This window comes from Kangiella profundi, assembly GCF_002838765.1.
Taxonomy (GTDB): Bacteria; Pseudomonadota; Gammaproteobacteria; order Enterobacterales; family Kangiellaceae; genus Kangiella; species Kangiella profundi.
Genome location: NZ_CP025120.1, coordinates 2,360,655 through 2,374,797, shown reverse-complemented (window position 1 = coordinate 2,374,797; position 14,143 = coordinate 2,360,655). Strand labels below are relative to the sequence as shown.

Annotated in this window: 15 protein-coding genes; 8 read left to right on the top strand and 7 right to left on the bottom strand. The window is 43.5% G+C overall.

Annotated elements, in window-relative coordinates; all coding sequences use genetic code 11:
- Positions 1-5 precede the first annotated feature (5 nt).
- Both CW740_RS11100 and CW740_RS11095 read left to right on the top strand, forming a co-directional pair.
- Positions 6-1,040 (top strand): SAM-dependent methyltransferase, encoded by a 1,035-nt coding sequence (locus CW740_RS11100; RefSeq protein ID WP_106647557.1) that lies wholly within the window; start codon positions 6-8, stop codon positions 1,038-1,040.
- Positions 1,041-1,122: 82 nt separating this feature from the next.
- Complete coding sequence (locus tag CW740_RS11095) at positions 1,123-2,421, top strand: sensor histidine kinase (RefSeq protein WP_106647556.1); 1,299 nt, start codon at positions 1,123-1,125, stop codon at positions 2,419-2,421.
- Positions 2,422-2,425: 4 nt separating this feature from the next.
- Here CW740_RS11095 and CW740_RS11090 read toward each other — a convergent pair whose 3' ends face one another.
- A complete protein-coding gene (locus CW740_RS11090) occupies positions 2,426-3,112 on the bottom strand; it encodes a response regulator transcription factor (RefSeq protein WP_106647555.1) in 687 nt (228 codons plus the stop codon).
- A 47-nt stretch (positions 3,113-3,159) separates the two neighbouring features.
- Positions 3,160-3,456 carry a ribosome assembly RNA-binding protein YhbY gene (gene yhbY / locus CW740_RS11085; RefSeq protein WP_106648183.1) on the bottom strand — a complete coding sequence of 99 codons (297 nt, stop codon included), beginning with the start codon at positions 3,454-3,456 and terminating at the stop codon, positions 3,160-3,162.
- 92 nt (positions 3,457-3,548) lie between these two features.
- Here yhbY and rlmE point away from each other — a divergent pair, with 92 nt between their 5' ends.
- The 6 genes from rlmE (at position 3,549) to CW740_RS11055 (ending at position 10,249) form a co-directional block, all read left to right on the top strand.
- Positions 3,549-4,169, top strand: coding sequence for a 23S rRNA (uridine(2552)-2'-O)-methyltransferase RlmE (gene rlmE / locus CW740_RS11080; protein WP_106647554.1), 621 nt, complete (start codon positions 3,549-3,551; stop codon positions 4,167-4,169).
- Between the two features lie 147 nt (positions 4,170-4,316).
- Positions 4,317-6,242: an ATP-dependent zinc metalloprotease FtsH gene (ftsH, locus tag CW740_RS11075; RefSeq protein WP_106647553.1), complete on the top strand. Its 1,926-nt coding sequence runs from the start codon at positions 4,317-4,319 to the stop codon at positions 6,240-6,242.
- A 50-nt stretch (positions 6,243-6,292) separates the two neighbouring features.
- Positions 6,293-7,108: a dihydropteroate synthase gene (folP, locus tag CW740_RS11070; RefSeq protein WP_106647552.1), complete on the top strand. Its 816-nt coding sequence runs from the start codon at positions 6,293-6,295 to the stop codon at positions 7,106-7,108.
- 23 nt (positions 7,109-7,131) lie between these two features.
- Entirely contained in the window at positions 7,132-8,472 is a 1,341-nt protein-coding gene (glmM, locus tag CW740_RS11065; protein WP_106647551.1) for a phosphoglucosamine mutase, read from the top strand.
- Positions 8,473-8,573: 101 nt separating this feature from the next.
- Entirely contained in the window at positions 8,574-9,707 is a 1,134-nt protein-coding gene (locus CW740_RS11060; protein WP_106647550.1) for an OmpA family protein, read from the top strand.
- A 137-nt stretch (positions 9,708-9,844) separates the two neighbouring features.
- The gene (locus CW740_RS11055) at positions 9,845-10,249 is read left to right on the top strand and encodes a CBS domain-containing protein (protein ID WP_018623901.1); all 405 of its coding nucleotides are present in this window, start codon (positions 9,845-9,847) and stop codon (positions 10,247-10,249) included.
- Positions 10,250-10,261: 12 nt separating this feature from the next.
- Here the strand turns inward: CW740_RS11055 and nqrM are convergent, their stop codons facing one another.
- The 5 genes from nqrM to CW740_RS11030 all read right to left on the bottom strand — a co-directional run bounded on the left by nqrM (position 10,262) and on the right by CW740_RS11030 (position 14,142).
- Complete coding sequence (nqrM, locus tag CW740_RS11050; protein WP_106647549.1) at positions 10,262-10,426, bottom strand: (Na+)-NQR maturation NqrM; 165 nt, start codon at positions 10,424-10,426, stop codon at positions 10,262-10,264.
- 127 nt (positions 10,427-10,553) lie between these two features.
- Entirely contained in the window at positions 10,554-11,606 is a 1,053-nt protein-coding gene (locus CW740_RS11045; protein WP_227523859.1) for an FAD:protein FMN transferase, read from the bottom strand.
- A 45-nt stretch (positions 11,607-11,651) separates the two neighbouring features.
- Entirely contained in the window at positions 11,652-12,878 is a 1,227-nt protein-coding gene (gene nqrF, locus CW740_RS11040; protein WP_106647548.1) for an NADH:ubiquinone reductase (Na(+)-transporting) subunit F, read from the bottom strand.
- Positions 12,879-12,898: 20 nt separating this feature from the next.
- The gene (nqrE, locus tag CW740_RS11035; protein WP_018623906.1) at positions 12,899-13,507 is read right to left on the bottom strand and encodes an NADH:ubiquinone reductase (Na(+)-transporting) subunit E; all 609 of its coding nucleotides are present in this window, start codon (positions 13,505-13,507) and stop codon (positions 12,899-12,901) included.
- The gene (locus tag CW740_RS11030) at positions 13,507-14,142 is read right to left on the bottom strand and encodes an NADH:ubiquinone reductase (Na(+)-transporting) subunit D (protein ID WP_018623907.1); all 636 of its coding nucleotides are present in this window, start codon (positions 14,140-14,142) and stop codon (positions 13,507-13,509) included. The genes nqrE and CW740_RS11030 overlap by 1 nt, the downstream gene beginning before the upstream one ends.
- Position 14,143 lies beyond the last annotated feature (1 nt).

Sequence of the window (14,143 nt, the reverse complement as noted above, 5' to 3'; positions counted from 1 at the left end):
CTTAAATGATTGCACAAGCTATTAACTTAATTGAGAAAGGATTGCTTCCTGATCGCCTGGTGCGCCTGGGTATTCGTAAGCTCTGCGAGCAACGCCTGACAGAAGAATCAGCGTACGACTGTGAAGAGCAGGCTGAGCGTTACCATGCATTCCTGCAGGAATTAAAATCCTCTGAAGTAGCCATTAAAACTGATAAGGCGAATGAACAGCATTACGAAGTTCCGGCTCAGTTTTATCATTATGCGCTGGGCAAGAATCTGAAATACAGTAGCGCCTATTGGCCTGAAAATGTCAAAAACCTGGATCAGGCTGAGCAGGCCATGCTGGATCTATACGCTAAGCGTGGCGAATTTGTTGATGGCCAGGATATTCTGGAGCTGGGTTGCGGATGGGGTTCTTTAACTCTTTATTTGGCTGCAAAATATCCGAACAGCACTATTACCGGAGTATCAAATTCGAACTCGCAAAGAGAACATATACAGCAGCAGGCCAAGGAACGTGGTTTAACTAATATCACCATCATTACCCAGGACATCAATCAGTTTGATCCTGGCCGTCAGTTTGACCGAATTATTTCAATTGAGATGTTTGAGCATGTAAGAAATTATGAAGTGCTATTTGAGCGAGTCAGTCAATGGCTGAAAGATGAGGGTAAAGTTTTTCTGCATGTGTTCTGTCACCGTTACCTGATGTATCCATTCCAGGAAGAGGGTGACGATAACTGGATGGGGCGCTACTTTTTCAGTGGTGGCCAGATGCCGGCAGCTGATACCTTTTTGAATTTCCAGCAGAAGCTGCAAATTGAGCGTCGCTGGCTGGTTAATGGTCAGCACTATGAGAAAACCTCAAATGCCTGGCTTGAGAACATGGATAAACACCAAAAAGAAATCATGCCACTGTTCGAAACAGTTTATGGAAAGGACTTCGCTAAAATCTGGTTCCAACGTTGGCGAATTTTCTTTATGGCTTGTGCCGAGTTATTTGGTTATGCTGACGGTAATGAATGGATGGTAGCTCACTATAGATTCGTTAAGAAATGATTATTTTCAAAAATCATTAACTTTGTAGAAATGATCAACAAGGGAAGCGACTGTAGTTTTGGGAAGTTATGAAGGAAGGTCAATGACACAAAAACGTCGTGGCATACATTATAAAATTATTAAAGCTATGGCAATCCAGTTGTTGCTGATTAGTGCTGTGACTTTATTAGGTGTCTATGGTGCGGCAAAAGTTGTTGAAAATGTTCTAATTAAGCAGGCGCTCGAAGGCGAAGCCGATTTCTTCTGGAAGAACTATGAACAGGACCCTAATTTTAACTTACCAAGTACCCTCAATCTAACAGGGTACATGTCATCTTCCCAACCGTCGGATGATGTTCCAGATTATCTGGAGTCTTTGCAACCCGGTTATCAAAGAGTCGACTTCAATAATAGACAGCCATTAGTCCACATCTCCGAACAATACGGCAAACGTTTGTATCTGGTATTTGAAGAAGGCCAGGTTGCACGCTTGTCGTTTTATTTTGGTATTGCACCATTGGCCTTCGTTCTTTTAATTATTTATCTGCCTGCCTGGATCACTTACATGCTTTCACGAAGAGCCATTTCGCCGGTAGTGAAATTGTCACGACTGATGGACAGTGTTGAGGTTTCAGAGCGTGCTGATCTGAAAATGGATTTCTCAGACATTGAAAACAATGCCGATGCTGAAGTGATGACGCTTTTGCAGGCGTTCGATCAGTATGCAGAGCGAGTTAATGAGTATGTGACTCGTGAAAAAAACTTTACCCGCTATGCCAGCCATGAGCTCAGAACGCCATTAGCGGTATTGAAAGGTTCTATCTCTTTATTGGAAAAGCAACAGCTTAACGATTCTCAACAAAAAATTGTCTCGCGCATGAAGCCAATGGTAAAAGAAATGGAAGACTTGCTGGAAGCACTGTTCCTTCTTTCCAGGGATCAGGAGCCAGATATCGGCGAGGAACCAGTGAATGTTAATGGCATAGTAAAGCAACAGTTAAGTGCTATAGAGCGATTATTTCCAGATAAGAATATTGAGACTCACCTGCATAGCAACGTTCAGTTACAGATGCGTATTTCAGAGCGACTGTTAGTCATTTGTCTGAACAATATTATTTTTAATGCATTTAACTATACCGAGCAGGGATCGATACAGGTCTTTGTTGGACGTAGTTTCATTAGAGTCTCTGATACGGGAATTGGCATGGACGAAAAAAGTCTGCAGCGGATTTTTGAACCATTTTATCGCGCCAACCGTGAGCAGGAGCAGGTAAAAGGTTTTGGTCTTGGCATGGCCATAGTTAAGCGGATCTGTGACCAGATGGACTGGCGCATTTCAATTGATAGCCAGCCCGGAAAAGGAACTCAAATTCAGCTAACGCTGAAAGAGCATGCTAAATAATAGATTACTCTTCTGGAGGGGTTATTTTAATGCCCAGCCCCGGTACTGTTTGTAACAGTTGTTCCGGAAATGGCTTGTCGATAACTTTGCGCAGGTTATACAGATGACTTCTAAGAACATCACTATTCGGAACCAGGTCACCCCATAACTCTCGTTCCAACTCTTCGCGAGTAACCACTTCGGGTGATTTACGCATCAATAATTTCAGGATGTGCAGGCCAGTCGGAGAAAGTTTTAATTTCTTACCCTGACGCTTAACCTGTAATGTTTTGGGGTCAAGCTCAAGATCATGAATCACCAGTGGTTTAGAGTCCAACTCACCTTTATGACGACGAATAATGGCGTTGAGGCGTGCATCAAGCTCTTCAAAATCAAAGGGCTTAATCAGGTAGTCATCAGCGCCTGCATCAAAGCCGTCAAGCTTATCTTTCAACTGGTCACGGGCGGTCAGCATTAGGACAGGAATATCGGACTGCACTTCCTGACGAATACGCTGACAGATAGTAAAACCATCCATGCCAGGCAACATCACGTCCAGGATCAGGGCATCATACTGATTGCTTTTGGCAAGATTAAGGCCGGAAATACCATCCATTGCATAATCGACAATATAACCACAGGCCTCAAGGTATTCGCCTGTTGTGGCTGCTAACTCTTTATGATCTTCAACCAGTAAAATGCTGTAAGCCATAATAATCCTAAATAATTAAGAGCAGTTCATACGTTAGCTGAAATTGCTTATTTAGGCAAAATGATTTTTGGGCTTGCTGATTTACGATAAATCGACAGATTGTGGCCAATAACCTGAATCTTTGCCGCCTTGGTTTGTTGGCAGATATAGTCAATCATTGCCTGCTTATCTTCGCGCTCTTCGGCACGGACTTTTATCTTGATCAGCTCGTGGTGATTTAAGGCATTATTGATTTCTTCCAGGACGTTTTCGGTAACGCCGTTAGCGCCTACCATGACTACTGGCTTCAGGCTGTGTGCCTTGCCGCGTAAGAATTTTACCTGGTTGTTACTTAATTGATTCATTACATCTTTCTGATAGTGATTATTAGCGGTCATTTTACCTGAAAAAAGGTACAATAGAGACTTATTTGAGGAAAAAAGACGCATATTTATTTATGTCACGAAGTAAAAGCAGCCACCGCTGGATGAAAGAACATTTTGACGATCCTTACGTAAAAAAGTCACAAAAGGATGGCTATCGCTCCAGAGCGGTGTATAAGCTGGAAGAGCTTGATCAAAAATATAAGCTGTTAGGCAAAGGAGTTACCGTTGTCGACCTTGGAGCAGCACCTGGTGGCTGGTCGCAATATGCTGCATATAAGATGGGGAATCAGGGAAAAATATTTGCACTGGATATACTGGAAATGGACCCTTTGCCCGATGTGGACTTCATTCAGGGTGATTTTCGCGAGGAAGCGGTGCTCAATCAGCTTTTAGACAAAATAGGTGAGCGCAAGGCAGACCTTGTTTTATCGGATATGGCCCCCAATATGAGTGGTGTAGATGCTGTCGATCAGCCGCGCGGTATGTATTTGTGCGAACTCGCTCTGGAGTTGGCGCAGACGGTGCTGACAAAAGGCGGGAACTATGTGGTCAAAGTTTTCCAGGGAGAAGGTTTTGATGAGTATATCCGTCAATGTCGTCAGCTATTCAATAAAGTATTAATTCGTAAACCCGATGCGTCCAGAGGACGTTCACGCGAAGTTTATGTAGTTGGTTTAGGATATAAGGGCTAGGTGCTGCAAGTTTATACAAAAAGCACGAATCGGATAGCAGTGTTTGTTACGTTTTGTTAAGCTTCAGGGCTTTCGTAAGTGACAAAGCATGGCATAATGTGTGGTCATTATTAAAGGCAAAGCGTTGCCAAGATTGAGGTTCAGGTTTTGAACGATTTAGTAAAAAACATTCTATTTTGGGCCGTAGCAGCGGTCATCTTGTTTATTGTGATCGACGCCATTCAGGAGCGTCAGACAGACAATAGCCAGGTCACATTCTCGGAATTTGTTAGCCGCATTGAAGCTAAGGAAGTAGACGATGTGGTAATCAACCCAAACAATAATCTTGTGACTGGTAAAGATTTGAACACCAATAGTGATATTAATGCTGAGATTCCTGCTGGTGGCCACGAGAAACTGAATGAGTTGTTGCTAGCTAACGATATCAATTATTCGGGTAAAAAACGTGAGGGTGGCGGTTTCGGTACCTTCCTGTTGAGTTTCGGTCCAATACTTCTATTGATTGCGGTCTGGATCTACTTCATGCGCCAGATGCAGGGCGGTGGTAAAGGTGGCGGTGCGCTATCTTTTGGTAAAAGTAAGGCCCGTATGCTCAGCGAAGATCAGGTTAAAACAACCTTTGCTGATGTGGCTGGAGTTGAAGAAGCCAAAGAAGAAGTTGGTGAGCTAGTCGATTTCTTACGTGACCCTCGTAAATTCCAGCGTCTGGGCGGCAAAATTCCACGTGGTGTTTTGATGGTTGGCCCTCCGGGAACCGGTAAAACGCTTCTGGCACGAGCCATTGCAGGCGAGGCCAAAGTGCCTTTCTTTACTATTTCTGGTTCAGATTTCGTAGAAATGTTTGTTGGTGTTGGTGCTTCGCGTGTTCGTGACATGTTTGAGCAGGCCAAGAAGCATGCACCATGCATTATTTTCATCGACGAGATTGATGCGGTAGGCCGTCATCGTGGTGCAGGTTTAGGTGGTGGTCACGATGAGCGTGAGCAAACCTTGAACCAGCTACTGGTAGAAATGGATGGTTTTGAAGGTGGCGAAGGTGTGATTGTAATCGCTGCTACCAACCGTCCTGATGTACTTGACCCTGCCTTATTGCGTCCGGGACGTTTCGACCGACAGGTTGTGGTAGGTTTGCCTGACATTAAAGGCCGCGAACAGATTCTTAAAGTTCATATGCGTAAAGTGCCAATTGGTGATGACGTTGAGCCTGGCGTGATAGCTCGAGGCACACCTGGTTTCTCAGGAGCCGATCTGGCCAACCTGGTTAATGAGGCAGCATTATTCGCTGCACGTGACAATCAACGCATTGTTGGCATGGAGCAGTTTGAAAAGGCTAAAGATAAGATTCTGATGGGTACTGAGCGTCGCTCTATGGTGATGACCGAAGAAGAAAAGCTCAATACAGCCTATCATGAAGCAGGACATGCGATTGTTGGTTTGAAAGTGCCGAGTCATGATCCGGTGTATAAGGTGAGCATTATTCCACGTGGCCGTGCCTTGGGTGTAACCATGTATTTACCAGAGCAGGATAAGTACTCACTATCCAAAGAAGCACTGGAAAGTCAGCTATCTTCATTGTTTGGTGGCCGAATTGCTGAAGAAATCCTCAATGGTCCAGATAAAGTTACCACTGGTGCATCAAATGATATTGAGCGTGCCACCAGCTTAGCCCGTAACATGGTGACCAAGTGGGGCTTGTCAGATAAGTTAGGTCCACTTTCTTACGCTGAAGATGAAGGCGAGGTATTCCTCGGTCGTTCAGTGACTCAGCATAAGAATATTTCGGATGAAACAGCACGTGCAATTGATGCTGAGATTCGTGACATCATTGATCGTAACTACGACCGAGCTAAAACTATCTTGCAGGACAATATGGATAAACTCCATGCGATGGCGGATGCACTGATGAAGTATGAAACAATTGATGCGAATCAGATTAAGCAGATTATGGATGGAGATGACCCGAGCCCTCCGGCAAATTGGTCGGATAAAAAGGGCCCAGGTGGTAACGGTGGCTCAGGACCACAACCTGAAGCGCCAAAAGATTCACCAGTGACAGAACCATCTGTTGACTAGATAAAAAGGGCCTTTCTGGCCCTTTTTCCATTTTGCCATAGATAAAGACCATGAAAGATTTATTTCAATCAAACTCTCCTCTGGTGATGGGAATATTAAATACCACACCTGACTCCTTTTCTGATGGTGGCAGTTATGTGCGTAAAGATATTGCCCTGAGACGTATTGAGACCATGATAGGTGAAGGCGTTGATATCATTGATGTCGGAGGAGAGTCTACTCGGCCAGGCGCACAGGCAGTTTCTGAGAGTGAAGAGCTGGATAGGGTTATACCGATTGTTGAGGTAGTTGTCGCAAGTGGGATACCGGTTTCTGTTGATACCAGTAAAGCTCGGGTAATGCGGGAAGCTATCAGTGCTGGTGCTACAATGATTAATGACGTGCGTGCATTGCAGGAAGAAGGTGCGTTAGATGCGGTTGCAGCAAGCGATGAGGCACTGGTCTGCCTGATGCACATGCAGGGACAGCCCAGAAGCATGCAGCATAACCCACAATACGATGACGTTGTTACAGATGTAAAAGAATTTTTGTTAGAACGAGTTGCTGCTTGCCAGGAGCAAGGAATAGAGTCAGACCGTATTTGTCTCGACCCAGGCTTTGGATTTGGTAAGACTTTGCAGCACAACTGTGAACTGATGAAGCATTTAGACAGTTTTAAAGAACTTAATTTACCACTGCTAGTCGGTGTATCGAGAAAGACAATGATTGGCAATATTCTTGATGTTGATGTAAATAACCGAGTAAATGGTAGTGTTGTAGCTGCTATGTATGCTTTAACTAAGGGTGCAAATATTGTGCGTGTGCACGATGTAAAACCAACGGTTGAAGCCGTTAAATTATTTTGCGCATTTGAGCAAGGCAAATAAACAACAATAAGGAACTTATTAGAATGAGCGAGAGAAAATATTTTGGCACTGATGGTATCCGCGGTACGGTTGGGCAGTTCCCCATTACGCCAGAGTTTGTGTTGAAGCTTGGTTGGGCTGCGGGAAAAGTTCTGGGTAAGAAAGGCAAAATAGTAATAGGAAAAGATACTCGAATCTCAGGTTATATGTTTGAGTCGGTGCTTGAAGCTGGCCTAACTGCCGCTGGCGTAAACAGTTTTCTGGTAGGCCCTATGCCAACACCTGCCATTGCGTATCTGACGCGTACATTCAGAGCCGACGCAGGTATTGTTATCAGCGCATCACATAACCCTTTCCATGATAACGGTATTAAATTCTTTTCATCTGAAGGCACCAAGTTACCTGATTCAGTTGAGCTGGAAATTGAGGCCTTATTGGAACAAGAGATGACTTCTTTACCATCAGACCAGTTAGGAAAGGCTTATCGAATTGAAGATGCCGCAGCTCGTTACATAGAATTCTGTAAGGCGAGTGTGCCAAATGATTTTAATCTCGACGGCATGAAAATTGTATTGGATTGCGCAAATGGCGCCACTTATCACATCGCTCCATATGTGTTTAAGGAGCTTGGCGCGAAAGTCATAAAAACTGCCGTAGAACCAGATGGTTTAAACATCAATCGTGATTGCGGGGCGACACACCTTGAACCGCTGGCAAAAGCCGTCATTGAGCACCAAGCTGATATTGGTATTGCGTTTGATGGTGATGGTGATCGCTTAATGATGATTGATAAAGGTGGCAACGTTATCAATGGCGACCAGCTGATGTTTATGATGGCCAATCATCTGAAGCAGAAAGGAACACTGAAAGGTGGTGTGGTTGGAACATTAATGACCAATATGGCTATAGAAAATGCGCTGAAACAATCTGAAATTCCATTCGAGCGTAGCAAGGTTGGTGATCGTTATGTCATGGAAAGTCTGAAAAAGAATGACTGGCTAATAGGCGGTGAATCATCAGGCCATCTGATACATTTAGATTATAACTCAACTGGTGATGGGATTATTGCGGCGTTGCAAGTGCTTCGAGTGATCAAGGAAAGTAATAAAGGCATCGGCGAATTAGCTGCAGAAGTGCCACTATTTCCACAGACTATGATTAATGTCCGTGTTACCAATGCAAAGTCGATTATGACGAATCAAGAATTGCAAAACCTGGCTCAGGAAGTTGATAAAGAATTGGCGGAGCATGGGCGTGTATTACTTAGAGCATCTGGCACTGAACCGTTGATTCGAGTCATGGTTGAAGCGGATGATGCAAAAATGGCAACAAAAATGGCCGAGAAGTTGGCACAAAAAGTGCGAGATCTTGCCCAGAAAATGTAAAATTCTGGCAAAACGAGCTTATGTTTTGTATCTAACTTATTGTTTCCGCTATAATGCGAAGCACCATGGAACATAAATGGATAACTTAAGAGGGTAATACAATGAAGAAGAAATTATTAACCGCAGCTTGCTTGTTGGCATTAGGTTCAACTGCGTTTGCTGCAGAAGAAGTGCAAGACCGTCATGGTTTTTATGGCCATGTAGGTTGGTATGACATCGAGCTTGATTCTCACTGGGATTCAGGTAGCACTCAATCTGGTGGTGTTGGTCTAGGTTGGTTCTTTAATAAGAACGTGGCTTTAGAAGTTGAATATAACTACTTTAACCAAATCCCTAATTATGCAATCGGTGCACGCACTGATGTTGAAAACACAGCGTTAAACCTATTACTAAACGACACCAGCTGGATGGGTAGCGCTACAACACATCCATTCATTAAATTAGGTTACGGTGAGCTAAGCGATAAGTATGGCGTTTATCATCCTGATTTGGAAGATGGCTACTACAAAGTAGGTGTTGGTATTGAACACTTTGCTTCTGACAACGTCTTCCTTCGTGCTGGTTATGACTGGTTAGATTCGGGCGAGCGTGGCGATCATCAAGTATGGTATGTCAGCTATGGTTTCTTCTTTGGCGACACAGTGAAATCTGGTGCTGCACCAGCTCCAAAGCCAGTTGAGAAAGCAAAAGACTCTGATGGTGATGGCGTATTAGACGCAAATGACCAGTGCCCAGGTACTCCAGCAGGTGCTGCAGTAGATACTAATGGTTGTCCTTTAGATAGCGATAACGATGGTGTTTATGATTACCAGGATGCATGTCCAGGTACAGCTCCAGGCGTACAGGTCGACGAGAAAGGTTGTGAAGTTAAAGTTGCCGAAGAAGTTGTAGTTGATATGCGCTTAAACTTCGACACTAATAAGTATGAAATCAAACCAGAAATGGTTGCAGAGATTGCTAAAGTAGCTGAGTTCTTACGTCAATATCCTGATGTTAACGCTGAGATACAAGGCCACACAGATAGCGTTGGTTCTAGTGCTTATAACCAAGGTCTATCAGAGCGTCGTGCTAACTCTGTAAAAGATTACTTAGTAAGTAACTTCGGCATTGATGCTTCTCGCTTAACTGCGAAAGGTTATGGCGAAGAGCAACCGATTGCTGATAACTCTACAGAAGAAGGTCGTGCTCTGAACCGTCGTGCTGAAGCACACGCAGAGACTATGACTACTAAATAAAATATTTAGATAGTTTGACCTCTATCAAAGCCCGGCATTTGCCGGGCTTTGTTTTTTAAGGTAAATAAGCTACTATCAAAGTGAAAGATAAGCGAAATAGCTGTTCAGTTCTTACAATAAAATCAAGGAGTAGCTTTATGATAAAGTCCGTTCATGTCAGAGATTATATGACCTCGGCAATGATCACATTAAAACCACAAACAGATATAGTAGAAGCTGCTCAGACAATGCTGGAATACCGTTTAACAGGAGCACCAGTATTGGATGACCATAATCGATTAGTGGGTTTCATTTCAGAAAAAGACTGTCTGCACACCGTTCTAAGTGCAATCTATCATGGGGACTTGGGACACCGAGTCATGGATTTAATGACTAAAGAGGTTAAAACGGTTCACCCGGATGATAATATTGCCGATGTTGCAGAGCGTTTCTTAAAAGATAATTGCCGCATGTATCCGGTAATGGAGAAAAGTCAGTTAGTAGGAATGATTTCTCGTCAGAGTATTCTTAAGGCAATTCAATTTGTAGGTCGCAAAGACTAATCAGATAACCAATTAGTCTTCTAGTATTTCAACATTAAGGCGTCGCTCGTTTCGCAGGCGAGCACGCTTTTTTGCACAAGGCTTGTCGCAATCACAGGCTTTCTCAATACCCAAAGCATCCAGCCCACCACAGCTTCCGCTAATACGTTTCTGCTGAACAAGATAGCCAACCGCCATTACGATTATGACAGCTATGAATAGGAAAAAGGCGAGCAGTAAAGTACTTGTCACGATTGAATACCAATAATTGCTAAAAACAGGGCTATTTTATCATAGGATGTTTATAAAATAAGCTATTTCTTGCCTATTCACCATTAGATTGACTAGGGTCAATTATCATTTTATTGAACAGTTCGTTGGCAAATGTAGTCAAACGGTCATCCTCATTCTTAACCAGGAAAATTGGTAACTGGTGCTGTTGAGCAAATTGCTGGGTACGATCATAACCCATGACACTAAATGCAGTTGCATAAGCATCGGCATACATATTACTCGGATGAATAACCGAAACAGAGGTCAGGTTGTGCGTAATGGGGTAGCCTGTTGCTGGGTCGATAGTATGCGAGAACCGCTGGCCATTGACTTCAAAGTAATTGCGATAGTCACCTGACGTTGCAATGGAATTATTGCTCAATGCGACGATTAGTAGCTGCTGTTGATGGATGCCGGAGGCTGGCTTTTCAACGGCTATGCGCCAAGGAAAACCGTGAAGGTTAACGCCGTGCCCTTTTGTTTCACCACCAATTTCTACAAGGTAATTGGTAATTTCAAACTGCTCCATGATATTGGCAATCTGATCAACCGCATAGCCTTTTGCTATTGCTGATAGGTTGATTGTTAATTCAGGAGAAGCTTTAGAAATACACTGTCCTTGATAATCAAATCGTAGTTTTTCTGTGCCAACCGACTGTTTGAGTGCGATGACTTCTTCTTCAGCAGGAACCTTATCGTTATACTCTGCCGCGTCAAAGCCCCAACGTTGAATTAGGGGACCAACTGTAATATCAAAAGCACCGTTGGTTTGATGATAAATATCTTTAGCGGCAACTAACACCAACCAGGTAGCATCAGAAAAGGCAAAGCACTGATCGTTAGTTAGAGCGTTAAACTTGTTGATTTCACTATCAGGAATATAAGTGGACATCAATTGATTGATAGTCTCGAGTTCCTGAGTAACTGCCCCTTTTAATTCCTCAACAGAAACATTATTGGATTCAAAAGTCAGGTTATAAGTTGTGCCCATGGTGTTACCGGACAACTTGGTATATTGACTTTCCTGCTGGCAGGCGGTGAGAGTTAATGCAAACAATAATGTGCTGAACAGTAGTTTCATACAGGCATAAAAAAAGGCAGTCATAAAGACTGCCTATTTTATAGAACCTTCAGTTATAACCCAAGGGGATTAACCACCGAAGTCATCCAATAAGATGTTTTCGCGCTCAACACCTAAATCTTCAAGCATCTGGATACAGGCGGCGTTCATCATTGGAGGTCCACACATATAGAACTCACAATCTTCTGGAGCTGGGTGGTCTTTCAAGTAGTTCTCATATAGAACATTATGAATAAATCCAGTATAGCCTTCCCAGTTATCTTCAGGTTGCGGATCTGACAAAGCAACATGCCATTCAAAGTTTGGATTTTCTTTTGCCAGCATGTCGAAGTCTTCTACGTAGAACATTTCGCGAGAACTACGTGCACCGTACCAGAAGCTGATCTTACGGTCAGTTTTAATGCGACGTAGCTGATCGAAAATGTGCGAACGCATCGGAGCCATACCAGCACCACCACCAATAAAGACCATTTCTGCGTCAGTATCTTTAGCGAAGAATTCACCATAAGGACCAGAAATCGTTACTTTATCGCCCGCTTTAAGGCCCCAGATATAAGAAGACATTTTGCCTGGTGGCAATGACATATCACGTGGCGGAGGCGTAGCGATACGCACGTTCAACATGATGATGCCTTCTTCTTCTGGATAGTTAGCCATTGAATAAGCACGGATAGTTTCTTCTTTAACTTCTGACTCAAGGTCAAACAGCTTGAAACGCTCCCAGTCTTCACGGAATTTTTCAGGAACATCAAAGTCGCTGAACTTAACTTTATGCGGCGGAGCTTCAATCTGAATGTAACCACCAGCACGGAAAGGTACGCTTTCACCGTTAGGAATTTTAAGTACTAATTCTTTAATGAAAGTTGCTTTGTTATCGTTAGAGATAACTTCACAATCCCATTTTTTAGTACCAAAAACTTCTTCAGGAACTTCGATTTTCATGTCCTGCTTAACTGCAACCTGACATGACAAACGGTAGCCTTCTCTGGCTTCACGACGAGTAATGTGGCTTTCCTCGGTTGGTAGAATAGAACCGCCACCATCAAGCACTTTACACACGCACTGACCGCAGGTACCGCCGCCGCCACAGGCTGACGACAGGAAGATGCCGCTATCAGACAATGCATTTAGCAGCTTACTACCAGCAGGTACGGTTACAGCCTTGTCAGCTTCACCATTAATATCAATCTTGACATCACCTGTGCTTACGAGTTGTTTACGGGCGAATAAAATCACCAGAACTAGTCCGAAAATCACTACCGTAAACAGGGCAACGCCTAATACTATTTCACTCATTAGTTAACCTCTCTACTCGTTTACAGTTTGATGCCTGAGAAAGACATAAAGCCAAGGGCCATCAAGCCAACGGTGATAAAGGTAATACCTAATCCACGTAAACCATCTGGTACATCTGAATACTTCATCTTCTCACGGATACCGGCCAGGGCAACAATCGCTAAAGCCCAACCGAAACCAGAACCAAAGCCATAAACCACTGACTCAGGGAAGTTGTAATCACGCTCAACCATGAATAATGAACCACCCAGAATCGCACAGTTCACAGTAATCAATGGTAGGAAGATACCAAGTGACTGATACAGTGCTGGGAAGAATTTATCCAAAGTCATTTCAAGAATCTGAACAAGTGCAGCAATAACGCCGATATAAACGATAAGGCCAAGGAAGCTAAGGTCAGCTTCTGGGAAACCAGCCCACGCTAAAGCGCCTTCTTTCAATAAGCCGTTAAGCAACAGGTTGTTCACTGGAACAGTAATCGTTTGTACGATAACAACCGCAATACCAAGACCAATGGCAGTTTGAACTTTCTTTGAAACTGCCAGGAAAGTACACATACCCAGCAAGAATGCCAGGGCGATGTTTTCAACGAAAACCGCTTTTGCAAATAGGGAAATATAATGATCCATTATTCAGCATCCTCCACTTGATCGGTTTTCCAGGTACGCAGTGCCCAGATTAACAAACCAATGATAAAGAAAGAGCTCGCTGGCAACATTAATAGACCATTAGTGTGATACCAGCCGCCATCTGCGATAGTCGGGAAAATGGTGAAATCTAATAGTTTACCTGAGCCGAATAGCTCGCGAATAATACCAACGATAATCAGTAACACAGAGTAGCCAAGGCCGTTACCCAAACCATCAAGGAAACTCATGGCTGGACCATTTTTCATGGCGTAGGCTTCAGCACGACCCATCACGATACAGTTGGTGATAATCAAGCCGACGAAAACCGAAAGCTGCTTAGAGACTTCATAAGCGTAAGCTTTCAATACCTGGTCAACCAGAATTACCAATGACGCAATGATGGTCATCTGGACGATAATACGGATGCTTGATGGAATCTGCTTACGAATCAAACTGATTAGCAAGTTAGAGAAAGCCACAACCGTAGTTAGTGCCAAACTCATAACCAATGCGGTTTCAAGTTTACTGGTTACTGCCAGCGCAGAACAAATACCCAATACCTGAAGGGCAATTGGGTTGTTGTTAAAAATCGGTGAGAATAAGACCGATTTGGCTTCTTGTTTATCAAATGCCATT

Excerpts from the sequence above, each read along its gene's own strand:
- CW740_RS11055 (WP_018623901.1), top strand. The coding sequence starts at position 9,845 with ATGATAAAGTCCGTTCATGTCAGAGATTATATGACCTCGGCAATGATC.
- nqrE (WP_018623906.1), bottom strand. The coding sequence starts at position 13,507 with ATGGATCATTATATTTCCCTATTTGCAAAAGCGGTTTTCGTTGAAAAC.
- nqrF (WP_106647548.1), bottom strand. The coding sequence starts at position 12,878 with ATGAGTGAAATAGTATTAGGCGTTGCCCTGTTTACGGTAGTGATTTTC.
- CW740_RS11090 (WP_106647555.1), bottom strand. The coding sequence starts at position 3,112 with ATGGCTTACAGCATTTTACTGGTTGAAGATCATAAAGAGTTAGCAGCC.
- CW740_RS11095 (WP_106647556.1), top strand. The coding sequence starts at position 1,123 with ATGACACAAAAACGTCGTGGCATACATTATAAAATTATTAAAGCTATG.
- CW740_RS11100 (WP_106647557.1), top strand. The coding sequence starts at position 6 with ATGATTGCACAAGCTATTAACTTAATTGAGAAAGGATTGCTTCCTGAT.
- folP (WP_106647552.1), top strand. The coding sequence starts at position 6,293 with ATGAAAGATTTATTTCAATCAAACTCTCCTCTGGTGATGGGAATATTA.
- nqrM (WP_106647549.1), bottom strand. The coding sequence starts at position 10,426 with ATGGCGGTTGGCTATCTTGTTCAGCAGAAACGTATTAGCGGAAGCTGT.
- yhbY (WP_106648183.1), bottom strand. The coding sequence starts at position 3,456 with ATGAATCAATTAAGTAACAACCAGGTAAAATTCTTACGCGGCAAGGCA.
- rlmE (WP_106647554.1), top strand. The coding sequence starts at position 3,549 with ATGTCACGAAGTAAAAGCAGCCACCGCTGGATGAAAGAACATTTTGAC.
- CW740_RS11060 (WP_106647550.1), top strand. The coding sequence starts at position 8,574 with ATGAAGAAGAAATTATTAACCGCAGCTTGCTTGTTGGCATTAGGTTCA.
- CW740_RS11030 (WP_018623907.1), bottom strand. The coding sequence starts at position 14,142 with ATGGCATTTGATAAACAAGAAGCCAAATCGGTCTTATTCTCACCGATT.
- glmM (WP_106647551.1), top strand. The coding sequence starts at position 7,132 with ATGAGCGAGAGAAAATATTTTGGCACTGATGGTATCCGCGGTACGGTT.
- CW740_RS11045 (WP_227523859.1), bottom strand. The coding sequence starts at position 11,606 with ATGACTGCCTTTTTTTATGCCTGTATGAAACTACTGTTCAGCACATTA.